Origin of the sequence: Neptunomonas sp. (assembly GCF_016744175.1) — a bacterium.
Taxonomy (GTDB): Bacteria; Pseudomonadota; Gammaproteobacteria; order Pseudomonadales; family Balneatricaceae; genus Neptunomonas.
The window spans coordinates 1-19,852 of sequence record NZ_JADGEV010000038.1 but is presented as its reverse complement, the minus strand read 5'-3'; the positions used below and the strand labels follow the sequence as shown (position 1 = coordinate 19,852).

General features: G+C 41.1%; 22 protein-coding genes. 17 read left to right on the top strand and 5 right to left on the bottom strand.

The window, feature by feature from the left end; genetic code table 11:
• The first annotated feature begins 12 nt into the window (after positions 1-12).
• From QZZ55_RS15235 to QZZ55_RS15215, 5 genes are all read left to right on the top strand, one after another.
• On the top strand, positions 13-2,262 hold the full coding sequence (locus tag QZZ55_RS15235; protein ID WP_293268249.1) for a peptidase U32 family protein: 2,250 nt from the start codon (positions 13-15) through the stop codon (positions 2,260-2,262).
• A 22-nt stretch (positions 2,263-2,284) separates the two neighbouring features.
• Complete coding sequence (locus QZZ55_RS15230) at positions 2,285-2,968, top strand: glutathione S-transferase (RefSeq protein ID WP_293268247.1); 684 nt, start codon at positions 2,285-2,287, stop codon at positions 2,966-2,968.
• Positions 2,965-3,351: a DUF2306 domain-containing protein gene (locus QZZ55_RS15225; protein WP_293268246.1), complete on the top strand. Its 387-nt coding sequence runs from the start codon at positions 2,965-2,967 to the stop codon at positions 3,349-3,351. Before QZZ55_RS15230 ends, QZZ55_RS15225 begins: the two co-directional genes overlap by 4 nt.
• Before the next feature lie 72 nt (positions 3,352-3,423).
• On the top strand, positions 3,424-4,038 hold the full coding sequence (locus QZZ55_RS15220) for a LysE family translocator (protein WP_293268245.1): 615 nt from the start codon (positions 3,424-3,426) through the stop codon (positions 4,036-4,038).
• Between the two features lie 106 nt (positions 4,039-4,144).
• On the top strand, positions 4,145-4,786 hold the full coding sequence (locus QZZ55_RS15215) for a glutaredoxin domain-containing protein (protein ID WP_293268244.1): 642 nt from the start codon (positions 4,145-4,147) through the stop codon (positions 4,784-4,786).
• 57 nt (positions 4,787-4,843) lie between these two features.
• On the opposite strand, the gene QZZ55_RS15210 is transcribed toward QZZ55_RS15215, so the two are convergent.
• Positions 4,844-5,776, bottom strand: a complete 933-nt coding sequence (locus QZZ55_RS15210; RefSeq protein WP_293268242.1) for an NADP-dependent oxidoreductase — start codon at positions 5,774-5,776, stop codon at positions 4,844-4,846.
• A gap of 136 nt (positions 5,777-5,912) precedes the next feature.
• On the opposite strand from QZZ55_RS15210, the gene QZZ55_RS15205 reads away from it, so the two are divergent.
• Complete coding sequence (locus QZZ55_RS15205) at positions 5,913-6,833, top strand: LysR family transcriptional regulator (protein ID WP_293268241.1); 921 nt, start codon at positions 5,913-5,915, stop codon at positions 6,831-6,833.
• Between the two features lie 84 nt (positions 6,834-6,917).
• On the opposite strand, the gene QZZ55_RS15200 is transcribed toward QZZ55_RS15205, so the two are convergent.
• The gene (locus QZZ55_RS15200; protein ID WP_293268240.1) at positions 6,918-7,412 is read right to left on the bottom strand and encodes a MarR family transcriptional regulator; all 495 of its coding nucleotides are present in this window, start codon (positions 7,410-7,412) and stop codon (positions 6,918-6,920) included.
• Positions 7,413-7,628: 216 nt separating this feature from the next.
• Here QZZ55_RS15200 and ectA point away from each other — a divergent pair, with 216 nt between their 5' ends.
• The 6 genes from ectA to QZZ55_RS15170 all read left to right on the top strand — a co-directional run bounded on the left by ectA (position 7,629) and on the right by QZZ55_RS15170 (position 13,741).
• Positions 7,629-8,123: a diaminobutyrate acetyltransferase gene (gene ectA, locus QZZ55_RS15195; protein ID WP_293268239.1), complete on the top strand. Its 495-nt coding sequence runs from the start codon at positions 7,629-7,631 to the stop codon at positions 8,121-8,123.
• A 58-nt stretch (positions 8,124-8,181) separates the two neighbouring features.
• On the top strand, positions 8,182-9,489 hold the full coding sequence (gene ectB / locus QZZ55_RS15190) for a diaminobutyrate--2-oxoglutarate transaminase (RefSeq protein ID WP_293268238.1): 1,308 nt from the start codon (positions 8,182-8,184) through the stop codon (positions 9,487-9,489).
• Between the two features lie 48 nt (positions 9,490-9,537).
• Positions 9,538-9,942 carry an ectoine synthase gene (locus QZZ55_RS15185; RefSeq protein WP_293268236.1) on the top strand — a complete coding sequence of 135 codons (405 nt, stop codon included), beginning with the start codon at positions 9,538-9,540 and terminating at the stop codon, positions 9,940-9,942.
• Positions 9,943-9,955: 13 nt separating this feature from the next.
• Positions 9,956-10,855 (top strand): ectoine hydroxylase, encoded by a 900-nt coding sequence (gene thpD / locus QZZ55_RS15180; RefSeq protein WP_293268235.1) that lies wholly within the window; start codon positions 9,956-9,958, stop codon positions 10,853-10,855.
• Between the two features lie 397 nt (positions 10,856-11,252).
• The gene (locus tag QZZ55_RS15175) at positions 11,253-11,819 is read left to right on the top strand and encodes a carboxymuconolactone decarboxylase family protein (RefSeq protein WP_293268234.1); all 567 of its coding nucleotides are present in this window, start codon (positions 11,253-11,255) and stop codon (positions 11,817-11,819) included.
• 272 nt (positions 11,820-12,091) lie between these two features.
• Positions 12,092-13,741 (top strand): GGDEF domain-containing phosphodiesterase, encoded by a 1,650-nt coding sequence (locus tag QZZ55_RS15170; protein WP_293268233.1) that lies wholly within the window; start codon positions 12,092-12,094, stop codon positions 13,739-13,741.
• 72 nt (positions 13,742-13,813) lie between these two features.
• Here QZZ55_RS15170 and fghA read toward each other — a convergent pair whose 3' ends face one another.
• Positions 13,814-14,656, bottom strand: coding sequence for an S-formylglutathione hydrolase (gene fghA, locus QZZ55_RS15165; protein WP_293268231.1), 843 nt, complete (start codon positions 14,654-14,656; stop codon positions 13,814-13,816).
• A 78-nt stretch (positions 14,657-14,734) separates the two neighbouring features.
• Positions 14,735-15,853 carry an S-(hydroxymethyl)glutathione dehydrogenase/class III alcohol dehydrogenase gene (locus QZZ55_RS15160; RefSeq protein WP_293268267.1) on the bottom strand — a complete coding sequence of 373 codons (1,119 nt, stop codon included), beginning with the start codon at positions 15,851-15,853 and terminating at the stop codon, positions 14,735-14,737.
• A gap of 122 nt (positions 15,854-15,975) precedes the next feature.
• Between QZZ55_RS15160 and QZZ55_RS15155 the strand changes: the two genes are divergently transcribed.
• From QZZ55_RS15155 to QZZ55_RS15135, 5 genes are all read left to right on the top strand, one after another.
• Positions 15,976-16,845, top strand: a complete 870-nt coding sequence (locus QZZ55_RS15155; protein WP_293268229.1) for a LysR substrate-binding domain-containing protein — start codon at positions 15,976-15,978, stop codon at positions 16,843-16,845.
• A gap of 73 nt (positions 16,846-16,918) precedes the next feature.
• Positions 16,919-17,269 (top strand): hypothetical protein, encoded by a 351-nt coding sequence (locus QZZ55_RS15150; protein ID WP_293268227.1) that lies wholly within the window; start codon positions 16,919-16,921, stop codon positions 17,267-17,269.
• 1 nt (position 17,270) lies between these two features.
• On the top strand, positions 17,271-17,633 hold the full coding sequence (locus tag QZZ55_RS15145) for an MmcQ/YjbR family DNA-binding protein (RefSeq protein ID WP_293268226.1): 363 nt from the start codon (positions 17,271-17,273) through the stop codon (positions 17,631-17,633).
• Complete coding sequence (locus QZZ55_RS15140; RefSeq protein WP_293268225.1) at positions 17,630-18,214, top strand: transglutaminase family protein; 585 nt, start codon at positions 17,630-17,632, stop codon at positions 18,212-18,214. Before QZZ55_RS15145 ends, QZZ55_RS15140 begins: the two co-directional genes overlap by 4 nt.
• Before the next feature lie 373 nt (positions 18,215-18,587).
• A complete protein-coding gene (locus QZZ55_RS15135; protein WP_293268224.1) occupies positions 18,588-19,262 on the top strand; it encodes an alpha/beta hydrolase in 675 nt (224 codons plus the stop codon).
• Between the two features lie 68 nt (positions 19,263-19,330).
• Here QZZ55_RS15135 and QZZ55_RS15130 read toward each other — a convergent pair.
• Positions 19,331-19,852 (bottom strand): group II intron maturase-specific domain-containing protein (locus QZZ55_RS15130; RefSeq protein ID WP_293268222.1); only part of this gene is annotated, 522 nt, incomplete at its 5' end.

Below are 19,852 nucleotides of genomic sequence, written 5' to 3'. Positions count from 1 at the left end.
GAGTTCGCCAGAATGAGTAGAAAGATTGAATTATTAGCACCCGGTGGGGATGTTGAAGCCATTAAAGCTGCTGTTATTGCAGGTGCCAATGCCGTTTATTGTGGCTTAGATACCTTCAACGCTCGTAATCGTGCCACCAATCTTTCTTTTGAGGACTTAACTGGCATCTTACGTTTAGCACATAAATACGATTGCGAAGTGTTTTTGACGTTAAATGTTGTGATTCTTGAGCATGAAATCCCTGGCATGATTAAGCTGCTTAACAAGCTAGTGAACTCCGGGATTGACGGTATCATTGTGCAAGATTTAGGTGTTTTCAATCTCGTTAAGAAACACTTTCCAACGCTTGATATCCACGCATCAACGCAGGTTACTACACATAATGAAGGCCAGATTCTATTCTTGGCAAAGATCGGTGCATCACGCGTTAACTTATCACGCGAGCTAAACCTACCTGAAATAAAATCACTCACGGCACTAGCGCATGAGCACGATGTACTAACAGAAGTGTTCGTACATGGCTCTTTATGTATTGCCTTTTCTGGTCAGTGTTATTCCAGCTCGGTGAGCGTAGGAAACTCGGGCAACCGTGGACGCTGCAGCCAGGCATGCCGTGATGAGTATGAGATAACCGCTGCGGGTAATCGCTTCCCGCTAAACTTGAAAGATAATTCTGCTTATTTTGATTTACCACAGCTAGTCGATGCGCAAGTAGATTCATTGAAAATAGAAGGGCGTATCAAAGGTGCTCACTATGTCTATACTGTCGTTGATACGTGGCGCAAGCAAGTTGACCAGTTTGTTGAAACAGGACAACTGTTAGCCGATGATTCTAACTTACACCGTGTGTTTAACCGTGACTTTACGAATTCGTTCTTAAAGGGAAACCTCACTAAGGATATGTTTATCGACAATCCGCGTGATTACAGTGTTCACCACGCGGTTGAAAAAAGTAATGCTATTTCTGTGGTACAAGTCCAAGAAGCAAGAGAAGAGTTGTATGCTCAGAGAAATGATCTAGGGGTAGAGCTTGCCGATAAAATCAAATACCTTAGCATTGCTAAACAACCTTTAGCGTTAACTTTTTCGGGTACGTTAGATGAGCCTTTAAGCTTAACTATGACCATTGGTGATAATGACAAAGTATATACATTACAAACCACATCATCACTTAGTCCAGCGACTAAGCTGACGATTGATCAAACGGCTTTAGAAAAGCGCTTTAAAAACTTCGCTATTAGTGATTACACTATTGAATCTTTCAATTGTGATGGATTAGGTGAAGCACTTAGCCTGCCGTTTAAAGAGCTAACTGAGCTCAAGAACCAAGCAGCCTTATTATTAAACAATTCTGTAGCCATCATTCCTCAGGTTGAAGTAGCTCCATTGGAAAAACATAATAAAGCGCCTGGCAAACCGACAATGTCGATCTTAATTGCTGATGAAAAAGATCTACATCTATGCGAACTGACAACAGCTGATGTGTATTTCAAGCTACCAGAAAGCTGGAAGAAAGACTGTAATAAACATATCGATATTTTTAAGCGCAACCCGCACCTGATTCCATGGTTCCCTGCTGTATTAATTGGTAAAGATTACGATGAATCGGTAAGACTGCTTGAAGAAATTCGTCCGGCCCGTATTGTTAGTAACAATACAGGTGTGGCTTATAAAGCATTTGAGATGGATATCGAGTGGATTGCGGGTCCGTTCTTGAATACGACCAACTCCTACGCATTGCTAACGTTTAAAGAAGAATTAAACTGCGCGGGTGCATTTATCTCAAATGAAATTAACCGTATGCAAATTAAGAATATTGCGCGCCCGGATAACTTCAAAATGCTCTACAGCATTTACCACCCTATCCTGATGATGACCAGTCGTCAGTGTTTCTTCCAGCAAACTGTGGGTTGTAAAAAACCAAGTATTGAAGATGGCTGTATGCTCAAGTGCGAAAAAGCCACCACCATTACCAATGTGAAAGGTGTTTCTTTTGCTATTGATAAGCAGAAGGGCGGCTACCCAAGCATCTATAACGATGAGCAGTTCTTGAACTTTGATGTTGTGAATGATCTGGCTGATCTGTTTGACGAGTTCTTTATTGATCTGACTAACATTGGTGCCGGATCAAAAGCAGAACAAGACAAAGCCCAGTTGGTAACGCACTTTGAAAACTTCTTAAAAGGTGATGAACTCGCCCAGCAACAGTTGAGCAATATGATTACTGTCTCTACTAACGCACAATACAGCCAAGGTTTGTAAAGCACATGGTTGTAAAATAACTATGACATTGCCAATTTTGTATTCATTACAAAACTGTCCGTACGCGATGCGTGCAAGATTGGCAATATTATTGGCACAACAGTCTGTTAGGCTGCGGCCTATCGTGATGAAGAATAAGCCCGCTGAGATGTTGGCAGTCTCACCTAAGGGTACAGTACCTGTTTTAGTGCTCGAAAACAGCAAAGATGATTTAGATTTAAACCAAGTAAATCAATCTATTATAGATGAAAGCTTAGATATTATGTTATGGGCACTTAATCGTAATGATCCACACGACTTACTCTATTCTCACAATGAATTAGCACTGCCTGAGATGCTAAAAATCATTGAAAAGAACGACAAGCAATTTAAGCCAACCCTAGAGCAATACAAACACGCCAAGCGTTTTCATGAAGATACGCAAGAACAGTATCGCTTAGCATGCGAGCCTTTTGTTCAAGCGCTAGAACTACGTTTAAGACAACACGAATTTTTAATGGGAGCTACTCCTAGCTTACTCGATTATGCACTAGTTCCCTTCGTACGACAGTTCTCCAAAGTTAATCGCCAATTATATTTGCAAGGCCCTTATACACATTTACAGCACTGGCTTAATAACCATCTACAAAGTAGGCTATATGCACAAGCCATGTTCAAACATCCGCTATGGTTAGATAATTACGAAGAGTCCTTGTTTGGCGGATGACATATTTACAGTTGGCCTATCTGCATCTTAGTACAGTGTTACCTGCTTTTTTGATAGGGTCCTATCTTTTGCTCAATCGAAAAGGTACTTCGTTTCATAAGTGGCTTGGTAAAATATACATGTTGCTGATGATAGTTACCGCAGTGATGACATTGTTTATGTCAGCAGAAGTAGGCCCTATACTGTTTAACCATTTTGGACTGATACATTTATTCAGTGTTTTTGTTTTGTATGCAGTCCCTACTGCATACATGGCTATAAAAAATAACAACATAAAGAAACATCGTGGCTATATGATTGGCCTCTATCTTGGTGGGTTACTTATAGCTGGAGGGTTTTCATTCGCACCAGGAAGATTGCTTAATAACTGGATTTTCTCGTAAATAGTATTTAATACTGAGAAAATACTTATTCAAGAGCACTTATCACTAAATTACATGTAGAAAGGAGTTTGCATGATCAGTATCGAGTTTTTGATTACTTCTCTCATTGTCGTACTTATTCCCGGCACAGGTGTTATTTACACTATATCGACGGGGTTGTTTCAAAGTGCACGCGCGAGTATTTACGCCGCTATTGGTTGTACTGCCGGTATTGTTCCTTCGCTTCTGGCCTGTATATTAGGTTTAGCCGCTATACTTCATACCAGTGCTGTTGTATTCCAAGTCATCAAATTTGCAGGCGTAGTGTATTTATTATATCTGGCATGGAGTATGTGGAAGGGCGCTGGGACACTTGCATTGGATGATAGTAAGCATGCTGAGAGTATGCTGAAAGTTAGTATTAAGGGTTTTTTAATTAATATTTTAAATCCAAAATTATCTTTGTTTTTCTTGGCTTTTCTACCTCAATTTATACCAGAAAATACTAACCACCCGTTGCTCAATATGTTGGGATTAGGTGGCGTGTTTATGGCATTAACACTCTTTGTTTTTGTAGGTTATGGCTTACTAGCAAATAAGGTTAGTCGTTATGTTGTTAGCTCGCCAAGAGTTATGAGGTATATCCAAAGAACTTTTTCAGCAGCGTTCGCACTACTGGGTACTAAGCTAGCGTTTACAGAATACTAAGCTAGTATCCATTGCTGTGTGTTTCTCGTAGCGTGTGGATGTTTTTGCGTCACCGTTATAAGGTAAATAGTATGCAATATTTGAAATTTATGGATTGGATTGTGTAATGAGAGCTATTGTTTTTGTTGCTGTTTTAGGCGCAGGTTATGTGTATTTTAATGGCATGCCTGGAAGTAATAACGAGGGAGCGTTCGATGCGTCAGGAGCGCCTCTGGTACAAGTTTTTACATTTTCAGGTTGTGGTGAACCATGTGATACCGCGCTCTCCCACCTGAATAAACGCGATGTTGATTTTGACCATCATAATGTGGATCCAAATAATAAGGAAACAGAAACCTATGAGCTTTGGTCGAAATATAAGACGAATGTCTTTCCATTGATTATTGCTGGTAACGACAAGCTCACGAATTCTTCTAATGCTGGATTGGCAATGATTTTAGGTAAGAACTTTGATACACAGTTCTTAACGTCGCGCGAGAAAGATTACTACTCTGCGCATTTTTATGCAGACGGCTCACCAAAAATAGTAATGTACGGTACTGATTGGTGCCCCAGTTGTGCTCAGTTAAGAAAAGACTTTGAAGCCGAGAATGTGGAGTATGTCGAAATTAATGTTGAAAAACCGCGCTTGAAGAAAACTTTACTACAAGACTTAGAGATCGGTGGTTATCCTGCTACATGGGTCGGCTATACGCGTGTGAACAGTACAAAGGCATCCGTTATTGTAGATGCATTGCAAAACTACTAACCAATATCAGGAAGGCAGGGCGCTCTTCCTGATAATTGATTGTTTTACTGTAAGCCTTTATTCCATCGTGATAATGATTTTACCTACGGCCCGGTTACTTTCGCTCTTGAGAACAGCATTGTTTGTTTGGCTTAAAGGGTAGATGGAATCAATTTTCACCATCATTTTTTGGTTATCAATTAACTTGCGTATGTTGCTTAAATGAACACGATTAGGCTGCACCCACATTCTGGTGAACTTCACACCGAGGGCGTCGGCAATACCCGCATCAATATCATCTAGAGTAGACACCACGTGCCCACCTTTTTTTGTGATAAGAAGGGATCTTGAAACGACATCATCACCATTAGTTGTAACGAAAACTACATCAGCATCTTTCACTACATCATCAAATTCTATGCTTTTATAATTAATAACTTCATCGGCACCAAGGCTTTTAACGTAGGCTTCATTCTTTGATGATGCTGTCGTGATGACATGTGCACCAATGGATTTTGCAATTTGTATAGCAAAACCGCCTATGCCACCAGAACCCCCTAAAATCAACACTGTTTGGCCTTTTTTAAGCTGAGCAGTTTCTATCAGTCCTTGCCAAGCAGTGACTGATGCTAGTGGTACGCCTGCACTCTCAACCATGTTTAATGATGTGGGTTTAGCTGTGACTACATCTGCATCAACGGCGAGGAATTCTGCATATGTTCCTTGCTGACCGATAGGCGAAAACACAAATACCTCATCTCCGACGTTTAAGCTATCCACATCATCACCTACTTCAGCAACAATGCCAGCAGCATCCCAGCCTAACGTTAATGGCAAAGTATGGGTATTTGAATCAGCTAGCATTCCATTGCGAACGTGAAAATCAACAGGATTAACGCCTGCTGCGCTCACTTTAATGAGTACTTGAGTGGACGAGAAAGTAGGTGTGGCTAGTTCGCCTACTTTGATTTCTTCATCGGTACCGTATTGTGTAATGAATGATGCTTTCATAATATTTTTACCCTTTGTATTGAATCATTTGATGTTGGAAAGCATTTTCACAAAACTGATTCATTCTTTCTAATTTATAGTTGATATAATACTCATTGATTTAAATGATGTTATGTTATGACTTAATGAGAAGATAATGGCTAAAACTGATTTAAACTTAATAGTAATTTTTGATGCGATAATGGCCGAGCAATCAGTAACCGCTGCTGCTGACCGGTTATCGATGACGCAGCCTTCAGTATCAAACGCTGTAGCAAGAATGCGTCATTACTGGAAAGATCCGCTATTTGTTAAACATGGGCGAGGGGTGCGTCCTACCCCTTTTGCTGAAAAACTTTGGGAGCAGGTGTCTTCTCCACTTGCCGAAATAAAGCAAGCGATTACACCCGGCAACTTTGTTCCACTTTATGCTAAGCGACAGTTTAGGATTGCATTAACAGATGGTATGACTGGCATGCTATGGCTTCCTTTGCGCAAGTATATAGAGGAGCACGCACCTGAGGTCAGCATCCATGCTGTGCCTTATAAAGCAAATGGTGAGGAATTATTATTGAATGCAGATGTAGACCTCGTATTGGATTTCTATCCGGGGTCTAGCCCTTTGATTCACAGTGAGTGGGTATTGGATAATAATTTTGTTTGCTTGATGCGGCCTGATCATGAGCTCGCTAAACAGCCATTAACGCTAGGACGTTTTATAGATCAGGATCATTTATTTGTCTCATTAACGGGTGATGCAAAAGGTATCGTTGATTCCGAATTAGAAAAAAACGGTGTTGAGCGCCGTATAGCCATGACAGTTAACAGCTTTTCTGGTGCTGTTGAAATCGTACGTGGGTCAAACTTGATTACTGTTTTACCTTACCCTGTTGTTGCTAATGCTGTTTTAAGGGGAGATGTCATTGTCAAAAAGGTGCCGCTAACAATTCCACCAGCGCCTATATCAATGGCATGGCACACACGTAACAATCGCGATGTCGGCTTAACGTGGTTAAGAGGTATACTGGGTGTGTTGATAACAGAGTTTCGTACTACTTTTGGAGAAGCCGTGCAGTAACTTCTCCTACGTTATATGATTGTTTTTTTTGAATAAACTGACAGAAATATTCAATAGTATTACTTAGTAATTTCAATAAGTTATTCAGACTTCTAAATCCACATCCTGCTCTCGGTCAAGCTGGCCAATATCAAGTACTGGTGCGGCATTTAAATGCTGAGCATTGAGCATGAAAGCTACACGTTCAAGGCTGGCAACAACCATTGATTGTTCCCAATCTTGAATATCATCGAAGTGACGCACAAAAATATCTTGCTGTGTAGTGGGGGCGCCTTTCATTAGATCATGCCCTGCATCCGTCAGGCTTACCCAAACTTTACGTTTATCGTCTGTGCCTCGTTCTCGTGCAACTAATTCCTTTTTTTCAAGACGATCAAGAATACTGGTTACAGTTGCTTGCGTTAAAACAACCTCTTTAGCCAGCTCTCCGGAAGTGAGTTGCCCGTTTTCCCGAAGTGTTTGCATTACCATGAGTTGCGGGGGAGTGAGTCCGGTTCTGCTGCTGATTTCTTTCACCTGCATATCGGTGGATCGAATGATCTGGCGTAGCAGCACGAGTGCTTTTTGGCTGTTTTCCATCAGTTTCTCTATTCGTCTATTTGATACGATATTTTACGTACCCCTGTTCTTTTTATCTATTCATTAATTGAATTTGTTTGTGTTGCTAATTAAATTCTAGGCTTTATTGACCACTATTTAACCATTACTGGGGTTGAATAGCGGCTTTGGGTGTGTGCATAATATATAAGATGTTAGAAACACTAAATATATCTAATGCTAAATATTTGGAACACAATGGACTTTTTAGGCGTGATTTTACGCAAACCTACAGCTGAAGATGGAACTTCTGTTCATCAACTAATTACTGAAACCCCTGAGTTGGATAGCAATTCATGCTATTGCAATTTACTCCAGTGTAGCCACTTTTCAGACACTTCAATTATTGCTGAAGAGGGCACAGAAACACTCGGATTTATCAGTGGTTACATTAAGCCGCAGTCTCCTGAAACGTTATTTGTTTGGCAGGTTTCAGTAAGCTCAAAAGCCCGCGGTAAAGGGCTTGGAGGGCTAATGCTGAAAAACTTGTTAGAGCGAGAAGGCAACACGTCTATTACGCATGTAGAAACAACAATTACTGAAAGTAATGAAGCATCCTGGGCGTTATTTAACAGCTTAGCTGGTTACTTTGGTGCACCTATTGAGCGTTCGGTTATGTTTGATCGAATAGCTCATTTTAACAATGAGCACGACTCAGAACTACTTGCTCGCATTGGGCCTCTCGCGCGTTAATACTTAGCCTTTCTAATAAAACCACACTTTTTGTCAATTAATTATCAAGAGCACTTTTATGAAAATTTTTGAAGAGATTGAATCTGAAGTTCAATCCTATGCCCGTTCGTTTCCACGCATCTTTAACAAAGCCCAAGGTGAATTCCTGTATGACGAAGATGGCAACCAATATCTCGATTTTCTTGCAGGTGCAGGCACACTAAACTACGGCCATAACAATCCAATATTTAAAGAAAAGCTATTGGACTATATTCATAGCGACGGCATCACCCATGGACTTGATTTGCATACCAAAGCAAAAGGCGAATTCATGGAGGCTTTCAACGAAAAAATTCTTAAGCCCCGTGAACTCAATTATGTAATGCAATTTACAGGGCCAACCGGCACCAATGCCGTTGAGGCCGCCTTAAAATTGGCGCGCAATATTACTGGACGTGAGAATGTCATCAGCTTCACCAACGGATTTCATGGTGTCAGCATGGGAGCGCTTGCCGCTACCGGCAACTCTCATCATCGCGGAGCAGCAGGCGTTAGCCTAAGTGGTGTTAGCCGGATGCCTTATGACGGGTATCTGGGTGATGATATCGATACCACTGTTTATTTGGATAAAGTACTTTGTGACTCAAGTAGCGGAATCGACCTCCCTGCGGCAGTTATCGTGGAAACAGTTCAAGGTGAGGGCGGTATAAATGCTGCTGACCTTGAGTGGTTAAAAAGGCTTGATCAGGTATGTAAAAAACACAAAGTATTGTTAATAGTCGATGACATTCAAGCAGGTTGCGGCCGTACGGGTACTTATTTTAGTTTTGAGCAAGCGGGAATTAAACCTGATATCGTTACGCTTTCTAAATCGTTAGGTGGCTACGGATTGCCATTTGCAGTCGTCCTGTTTAAGCCTGAATTAGACCTATGGAAGCCAGGTGAGCACAACGGTACCTTCCGTGGTAATAACTTTGCATTCGTTACAGCAAAAGCTGCTATTGATCATTATTGGTCTGATGACGTGTTTGCTAAAGAGATTCAAAGCAAAGGGCGTTATGTTGCTGATCGTCTGGCCGCCATTATTAACAAATACGGTAACGACAACTTCAGTACTCGCGGTCGCGGAATGTTCCAAGGAATTAACTGCGTGAATGGAGAGCTGGCTGGAAAAATCACTAAAAAGGCATTCCAAAAAGGCATGATGATCGAGACAAGTGGTGCAGATGATCATGTTGTTAAACTGCTTTGCCCGCTAACTATTGAAATGAAGAACCTAGTCAAAGGCATTGATATCCTTGAAGAAGCTATTCAAGAAGTATGCGCTAAGGAAGACTCGATTCCAGAACAGAAGAAGTATTTTGATCCTGTCGATCTTGCTAGCTGAACAGGCCTCTAGCAAAACTGGAATAGAACAATTTAAAAAGGAAAAAAGATGATCGTACGCGACTTAGTATCAGCAGAGCAGAGTAATCGTAGAATTGTATCCCCTGATGGAAACTGGGAGAGTACACGTATGCTGCTCAAAGACGACAATATGGGTTTCTCTTTTCATATCACTACGATTTATATAAATGCGGACTTTCAGATGCATTACCAGAATCATCTAGAGTCTGTTTACTGTATCTCAGGTGAAGGCGAAGTAGAAACTTTAGCCGATGGAAAGGTTCATCCCATTAAGCCGGGTACGCTCTACATACTTGATAAACATGATAAGCATGTTCTGCGCGCTTTTGAAGAGATGAAGATGGCTTGTGTGTTCAACCCACCTCTGAGTGGTAAAGAAGTACATAACGCAGAGGGTGCATACGAATTAGAAGCCGAAGCAATTTCAGCTTAAGTGGAGTATTTGTATGAACAGTCTAGAGAAAACGACGGATGTTTATCCTTCTCGTCAGGGGGGCGCTCAATTAATTGAGCGCCAGGACCCAACTGTTTACCAAGTCCGAGATAAGGTTGCCCCTGTTCCTGTACAACAGATAGCACACTATGCTGAAAAAGGCTTTATGCTGCTTGAAGACGTGTTTTCAGAAGCAGAAGTGCTTGGATTTCAACGGGAGTTGGAGCGGTTACGTGGTAGTGATGCACAGGTGGCATCTGGAGAAACCATTACTGAACCAGAAAGCGGTGATATTCGTTCGATTTTTCGTATACATGAAAGCAGCCCCGTTTTTAATGCCTTAGCAGCAGATAAGCGGCTTGCCGACCTCGCTCGATATATTCTTGATGATGAGGTTTATATTCATCAGTCTCGTCTGAATTATAAACCTGGCTTTAGGGGTAAGGAGTTCTACTGGCATTCTGACTTTGAAACGTGGCATGTCGAAGATGGTATGCCACGAATGCGAGCACTAAGCATGTCGATCACGCTTACTGAGAATTATGAGTATAACGGTCCGTTAATGCTAATTCCTGGCTCGCACCTCCAGTATGCCGCATGCGAAGGGGAGACGCCGGACAATCATTACCAGGCATCTCTCAAGAAGCAAGAATATGGTGTGCCCTCTGATGCACAATTAGAGGAAATGGCGAAGGGTGGAGGTATTGTGTCGGCTAAATGCAAACCTGGTAGCGTTATCATATTTGATTGCAACACTATGCATGGCTCCAACGGTAATATCTCACCAAAACCACGTTCAAACGTTTTCTTTGTTTATAATGCAATCAGCAATCAAGTCGTGTCGCCTTTTTGTGATCAGCCACCAAGGCCGGAGTTTATCTGTAGCCGAGAGAATATAAAACCGCTATCTTGAGCGCATAAAATACTTAAGAGCTACTTATCGTGGCTCTTTTTGTTAACCTCTAGCAGTAGCTCAGCCCGCTTTACCACTAGCACCTTTACTAAAAAAACCATTTGGCCAAGATGATGCTTCACAAAAAAGGCGTTGCCTCCGGCATCAGGCCTTTTACTGGATTCGTGCAGTAGTGGTGTCGAACGTAATGTATTTTAAGTGATGGGTAAGCGAACCATTTTTCCTTCGAAATCCGCCTTTAAGAGCTGAATACATCTTTAGCCGCAAATGTAATTTAAATAGACGAATTATTTTTAAACTCTACTATTCTTGTAAAGATGATGGAAAATATTCATGTAAAATACATATGCGAATGTTAGTTTGATAAGAGTTCTTTAACACTTTAATGGTGTCAATTATGAACAAGTTACCTATTTTATCAGAAGAGCGGTTCGAAAAAGACTTTCCTGATATTCACCAACAGGTTTGTAATGAGCTAGGTATGGGCTATGTACCTGCTATTTTTCGCTGCATTGCTATCATCAACCCTGAACTAGCGCTCTCCTCATGGAAAATGGTCAGGAGTACTCTATGCTCAGGAAGCTTGCCGAGAATCACTAAAGAACTTGTGTTTTCTTACATCGCTCATAAAAAAAGCTGTGAATACTGTAAGATTGCACATCATGCACTGGCTATACACCATGGCTTCACAGAAGAATCGATCAAAACAGTTTTTAACAATGTTGAACAAATAAAAAATCCTGCACTTAGGTTAGTTATCATGTTTGCTGACTCTTCCGTAGATAATGATTTTTCTTTAGTACCAACGCTAGATGAGAAGCTAAATGATTTAGGCTTTTCTCGAGATGAAATTACAGAACTTATCTGCATGATATCTTGTGCTTTATATATGGTTAACCTTGCATCCAGTCTCGGCATTGATGTTGACCAACAGTTTACTAACATTATTAAACATGCAAGTTAGCTGTTATGCAAAAAAACAAGGATTCAAAAACCGAAGAAAGTAGCCAAAATAGTGATATTGATAGATCTCTTTTTTTTGGTGATTCCACATCTCTAGAGCAAACTTTAGAAGCATCTCTTCGATCATCCAGCCTACTTGAGCTTAGCAATACAATCAGCGTAGATTCTCACTTTATTCGTGACCTTAAAAGCATTTATACAAAAACACGGTTTTCGATCGATATAGACTCATGTGTGTTATTTCGCTATGTAAATGGCTTGTGGTGGGAAGCAATGCCCATCATAGAAAACCATAAATTTATTGATCTTTGCGAGTGGACTAAAATATCAAAAAACCAAATAACCGCCATTGAGTCGTTATTTGAAATTCGTGAATATGTATCAAATAATCACATAGAGCTTGATGAATCAGACTCTGAAATGAGTAACCTTCTTTTTGAAAATAATGTTCACTTTGAACGGTTTAAAATACAACATGGCGGCGTGGCTTTTAAACCTTCAGGTAATGATTCTTTTTCTCAATATGATAGTGCTTTTTTAGGTTATATCGCGGCCATAATATCTTTCTGTGTTGATAAAAACATATCCAGCCATTATTTGGAGGGGGTGTATGACTCGCTACAAAGCATTGCTTATAAGCATGCAGATGAAAATAAAATTCCTGCTATGTATACAGATCCAAGTACAGGGTTACATAGCAAGCTAGGTTTTTTGAAGTTAATTCAGCATCTGGTTGATACTAAACAAAAAAAATATTTTGTTATTGTCCTCTCTCTTGAAAAATCTGGCGGAGCTTTCAATCTATTAGATGACGAGGTTCAACAGACTCTTTTAAAAAAATCCATTTTACGTCTTAAATCAATTCTTCCTAATAATAAGGCTCTCTCTAAACTAAATAGTAATGAACTGGCATTTATCATGATTGATTCGACTCAGGAGCAGGTCGACCACATTCTGACTAAAATCATGAACGCATTTTTAAAATATTTAATAGTGGGGGAGCATCCTATACATTGTGATTTGATCGCAGGCTATAGCTGTGATTCTAGTAGCGACCCCCAGCCAAACGAGCTATTAAAGATGGCTTACATTGCCCTTTACCAAGCCAAAAATACACCGCTAAGGAAATTTATAGGTTATCAGGATGCCATTGTGCAAGAGTTGCAGTTACATTTGAAACTAGCCGATGACTTACCGCAAGCGATTGAGAACCAAGAGTTCATTCTCCATTTTCAACCTATATCATACCTTCATCAGCTAAATGAGCCTGCCCATCATTATGAAGCACTCATTCGCTGGAATCACCCCAAAAAAGGTTTCGTTCCTCCTGACCAATTTATTGGGATAGCAGAAAAAAGTGGTGATATTGTTCACATAGGTTATTGGGCCATTAGAGAAGTGTGTCGCAGCTTATCAATGCCGTCAGTACCTAGTAATGTAGGGGTATCCATTAATTTATCACCGGTACAACTGAAAGAAAGTGAACTTGTTCAAAATATTGTAAATATTCTAAACGAGTATTCAATTTCACCAGACAGAATCACAATTGAAATAACAGAAAATTCAGCGATGCAGGACAATGAACTCACCAAAGAAAAGTTTCTAGAGTTTCACCAAGCAGGTCTCAAACTTTCGATGGATGATTTTGGCACGGGCTACTCATCTTTGAGTTATTTGCTTAACTTCCATTTCGATATTATAAAAATTGATAAAAGCTTTATTGATAGCACGTTGATGGATAAGCAATATCAACTCATTGCAAAAACAGTGGTTCAGTTAGCGCATAATTTGTCTTTATCAGTCGTCTGCGAGGGCATTGAGACGGATAAGCAGTATCAAATGGTGTGTGACTGGAATACAGATATGATACAAGGTTACTTGATTAGTAAACCCATGCCTTGGGATGCTTTTTATAAAGAGTAGAAATGTTTACCTGCAATATATTAAAAATAAGCACTTGGTCACCTATTAGCGCCCAAGTGCTGCTACTAATTCTTACTTCACTTTCAAGTGCTCATTGTGAAATCGCAAGTGCTCTTCTATAAAGCTAGCGATGAAGTAGTAACTATGGTCATAGCCTTCATGATGGCGCAGATTTAACGGGTAACTACTTGTTTGGCTTGCAGCAATCAATGTTTCAGGCTTTAACTGTGTCGCTAAAAAGTCATCCGCTTCACCCTGATCAACTAATGCTGGAACATGCTGTGTTGCAGCCTTCATCAACTCACTTGCATCGTGTTGGCGCCATGTCTCTTTGTCTTTTCCTAAATATGCGGAAAAGGCTTTCTCACCCCATGGGCAGTTCATTGGGTTGTTGATTGGGCTAAATGCAGAAACAGAACTATATCGACCTGGGTTGCGCATAGCGATAGTCAGTGCGCCGTGACCTCCCATTGAATGTCCGGAGATGGCACGTTGCTGCGTCACCGGAAACGTCTTTTCAATAAGGGCAGGAAGCTCTGATACGACATAGTCATACATGTGGTAGTGGCTCTTCCAAGGCTCTTGTGTGGCATTCACATAAAAGCCGGCACCTTTACCTAGGTCATAGCTGTCTTCATCTGCAACATCGTCACCGCGAGGGCTAGTGTCCGGCGCAACAATGGCAATACCCAACTCTGCAGCAATACGCTGAGCATTGGCTTTTTGCATAAAGTTTTCATCACTACAAGTGAGACCAGACAACCAATACAAAACGGGCACCTTGGCACCCGTCAGTGTTTGAGGCGGCAAGTAAATAGCGAAGCGCATTTGGCAATTTAAGCTTGTTGAGTGGTGGCTGTACTGTTTATTCCAACCACCAAAGCTTTTGTTACGGCTAAGATTTTCTATTGTCATACAGGACTCCGTACGATCTTTTTGTGTGGCTTAAATTTTTACAATAAGTGTTACAAAAAGATCGCCGCATTAGCTCAGTTATTTGTCGAAGTGAATTACGGTACGAATGCTCTTGCCTTCATGCATCAGATCAAAAGCTTCGTTGATACCTTCCAAGCCCATTGTATGAGTAATGAAATGATCCAGTTTAAATTCACCTTTCAAATAACGTTCAACGTATTCAGGTAATTCTGTACGACCTTTAACACCACCAAAGGCGGTGCCACGCCAGACTCGCCCAGTAACCAGCTGGAAGGGACGGGTTGAGATCTCTTGGCCTGCACCCGCCACACCAATAATGACAGACTCTCCCCAGCCTTTATGGCAACACTCTAAAGCAGAGCGCATCACATCAACATTACCGATACATTCGAATGAGTAATCAACACCGCCGTCAGTCAGTTCAACGATCACTTCTTGAATAGGTTTGTCGTAGTCTTTTGGGTTAATGCAATCAGTAGCACCTAGCTGACGTGCCAAATCAAATTTACTTTCATTAATATCAACTGCAATGATGCGGCTGGCTTTCGCCATGGTTGCGCCTATGACGGCAGATAAACCGATGCCGCCAATACCGAAGATAGCAACCGTTGCACCTTCCTCGACCTTAGCCGTATTCATGACTGCGCCCATGCCCGTCGTTACGCCACAACCCAACAAGCATACTTCTTCTAGTGGTGCTGTTTTATTAACTTTGGCTAACGAAATTTCTGGCAGCACTGTGTATTCAGAAAAAGTAGAGCAACCCATATAATGATAAATTGGTTGGCCATTGATTGAGAACCGCGTCGTGCCATCTGGCATTAAGCCTTTACCCTGCGTTTCACGAATCTTTTGGCAAAGGTTTGTTTTACCGGATTTACAGAATTTACATTCACCGCACTCTGGCGTGTAAAGAGGGATAACATGATCACCTACAGCAACACTGGTCACGCCTTCGCCGATCGATTCAACAACACCACCACCTTCGTGCCCCAAAATAGCAGGGAAAATACCTTCTGGATCTTCGCCTGAAAGAGTAAAGGCATCGGTATGGCACACGCCTGATGCCAGTATGCGTACGCGTACTTCACCTTTTTGAGGAGGCATAACATCGACTTCTTCAATAGAAAGAGGCTGGCCAGCAGCCCAAGCAACTGCCGCTTTTGATTTAATGATATTTCCGCTCATGAGTTACTCTCTTATCTGGTTGTCTTTAAAAACTGATAAGTAGATTCTAGTTGTTTCCTAATAAATGATAATCTATTGTTTTATCAAATCACTTTTACGAGCTGGTAATAATGTTTAATTGGGAAGGTGTCTCAGAATTTGTAGCAGTAGCCGAAAAAGAAAGCTTCACCGCTGCAGCAAAGCAGCTTGGGATTTCGACTGCTCAGGTAAGTCGACAGGTGAGTTCCCTAGAGAGTAGGTTGGCAACAAAGCTATTTTATCGTACTACTCGTAAAGTTGCGGTAACAGAAGCAGGGGAGATTTATTATCAACACTGTCGGCAAGTGCTAGATGGACTAGAGAATGCTGAGCGCGCCTTAAGTAATCTTCAAAGTGCCCCGCGAGGGAAATTAAAAATTACCGCGCCAACCACCTATGGTGAAAGCAAAATAGCCCCCCTAATTAATGATTTTGTGAGCCAGTATTCAGATCTTGCCGTACATTGCACGTTCACTAATCAAAAAGTTGATCTGATTGACAGTGGTTTTGACTTAGCAATACGTTTGGGAAAGCTTGAAGACTCAAGCATGATGGCAAAACGCCTCTCGTCACGACGATTATATGTATGCGCATCACATGACTACCTTTCTACTCATGGAGAGCCTCACCTTATATCTGAGTTGGAGCACCACAATTGCTTACAAGGTACCCTCGAATATTGGCGCTTTCAGGATAATCGACAAGAACGAAGCGTTAAAATACATGGCCGTCTTAACTACAACAGTGGCGTGGCTTTACTTGATGCGGCGTTAAAAGGTTTAGGTATTGTTCAACTGCCTGATTACTATGTTCATGAGCATATTCAAAGTGGTGAATTAATTGCTTTACTCGAAAACTATCAACCTTCAGATGAAGGGGTTTGGGCACTTTACCCACATAACCGCCACCTTTCTCCGAAGGTTAGAGTTTTGGTAGATTATTTGAGTGAGCACTTAGATTGATAAAATGGTAGGACTTATTAGTATTCCCAATCATAATTAACACATTGTTTAATATTGTTGGAAGACGTTAGAAATGAACGCTGAAATAGAAGAGAAAAAAAAGTATCTACTTCATTGGATGTACGATTTCATCGAAGATGACGATGAGCCTGCGTATTTAAAGACAGATGTTGATGAGTGTGATGAAATTCTAACTGCTTTTATTAATGCGATTGATAGCAGCGAGCAAAAGTCAGATTTTTCATGGGTATCTAACCAAGTAGAGCGACTCGTAAAAACACTCAATTTGATTAACGAAAAACATGAAAATCAACTGCTCGAAACGCACCAGCAAGAAGATTTTTGCGCGTTGGTCAGCTTGGTGATTAAACATGCGGGGCATGACTACGAAGATGATTTAACAGAGCAATGGCGCGAGTGGTAGAGTGAACACCGACCAACTAAGAAACTACTGCCAATCTTTTAAGGGTGCAACTGAGAAAGACAGTAAGCACCCCTCTAATATATTGTCATTTTCTATCGCCGAGAAGAAGTTCGCCTATTTTAAAACAAGCGAACCAGAGATATGGCGCTTCAGTATTAGAGTGACGCCTGAAAGATTTCTTGAGCTCACTGATCAACCTGGAATAAAACCCGCTAGATACATGCACCGTTTTCACTGGGTTACCATCATCAATGTACAAGCAATGGATGAAGAGTATCTGAAACAGTTGGTGTTATATTCTTATCAAAAGGCGATGAGCAGCTTACCTAAGAAAACACAAAACCAATGGATTGAAAGCAAATGAATGCATATTTAGAATCCAGCGAGTATATCGACTGGCAAACACGGGAAGTGCTTTCCAAAGCGAGTCATTTAGCGCAAGGGCTTCGTGATCCTGAGGCAATAACCAAAGCATGCTTTGAGTTTGTTAGGGATGAGATTAAGCATAGTTGGGATTATAAGATGAACCCCGTTACGTGTAAGGCATCACAAGTGCTCATCCATGGAACAGGTTACTGCTATGCAAAGAGTCATTTATTGGCAGCCTTACTTCGCGCAAACAATATTCCCGCAGGCTTATGTTATCAACGCTTAACCATTAGCGATGATACACCACCGTTTTGTTTGCATGGATTAAATGCTGTTTATCTTCAGAAATTCGGCTGGTATCGTCTTGACCCCAGAGGTAATAAAGAGGGTGTTTCTGCTCAGTTTTGTCCACCATTAGAGAAACTCGCCTATCCAATTATTACTCAAGGCGAAACTGATTTACCTGAAATATGGTCACAACCACTTCCCATTATTATCAAAACACTTACGTTGAAAACATACCAAGATGTTGCTGACAATTTACCTGATATAGAAATACTGCCTACATACAAATAAATACAGTTACCAAATAGCGCTCTGAAAGTTAGAGCAACTATCAAGTCATTTCTGTTCGAACATACAGTGTATTTATGAGCGAGCGATATCTATGCTGGTTTTGCATAAGCTGAATCGAGACAAATGCTTGTATTGCTCCTAGTGTTGAGTTAAAAATATAAGTAAATCAGACAGATGGATGTCTAGCATGGATAGATATACGGCCCCCCGTATATCAATTGTTAATACGCATGCGCGGTTTGCCACGGAAGAGGCCTCTATATTACTAAATATTTCCCCTTCCTTTTCAAACGATTACATCTGTTTTTAACTAATGACGGTAAGGGTAGATACACGGACCCCCGTATATACAAATGTTAGAAATGAAATTTAAATGAACATTGTACTGTTGCCAGGTCTAGATGGAACCGGAGAACTATTTGATGGCTTGCTGCCTTATTTGAGTAGTGAGCATGTTGAAATAATACCTCTCCCTAATACGGAAGATCAGTCTTATGAATTCTTGGCCACATATGTAATAAATCAACTTCCGAAAAAGGATTTTGTTCTTATCGCAGAATCATTTTCTGGGCCTATTGCTGCAATATTGGCATCTAAAAATATTGAAAACTTGAAAGGCATAATATTTGTCGCAACATTTTTGTCTCCTCCGAAAAAACACTTCCTCAGCATATTTCAATATCTGCCTATAAAAATTCTATCCAAATTACCTTTGTCATCATCAGTATTACGCTATTTCATACTTGGAGGTAACGCAAGCAGGGCTAGTGTTAAGAATTTTCTGCGTATAATTGATGCTGTCCCAGAGTCGGTTCTAAAGCATAGAATGGCCAGCATCAAGAATTTTTCAATGAAACCGGGAAATATGGATACTCCTGCTATTTACATTCGTGCAGAATCAGATAAATTGGTTCCAATGGCTAAAAGCAGCGAATTCCAACGCCATTTTAGTAATATAGCAATTAAGGTAGTAATTGGCCCACATTTCATATTACAAGCGAGCCCCAGTGCATGTGCAAATATCATAACTTGCAGGTCAAATTTCTAATCGGGTAGCCGAGGGTCTCTAGCCCTCAGCCCCCACAACACCCTGCATGCGGATCCGCACAGGGCGTTTCACTGAGAATGATGAAGCTTGATCCAGCCATCACGTAGTGCATAAAGCCCCTGAGACTTTAAATAAGCATTGGATAATGCTTGATTAATCCCCGGAGTTTTTGAACTGCGCCATGGGCCTTTACTGGTAATACCACACCCAACCGCCGCCTGAACGCGAACGCCAAGTCTCATCAGGCTTCTTACTTTAGTGCGTGGTTTACGCCACTGTCGCCAGTAAGCCATCCGAACTCTACGCCTGATCCAATGATCTAGATCCACGCAAAGCTGATAGCAGTTGGCGATACCAAAGTAATTAATCCAGCCCCTAATATACTGACTGGTTTTGAAGAGCTGATATTTCATCGAGACGCCCCAGTTTCGATTCGTTAATGACCGAACCCTCTGCTTAAATTTCAACAGTGTTTTCGGGTGCCATTGAATGCGACCATCCTTGATGATGTCTTTAACCTGTTTTACCGCTTGTTGCCCATTACGATTTGGCCTAAACCCGAAGCTGTTGTTCGAGAAGTCGGAATCGAA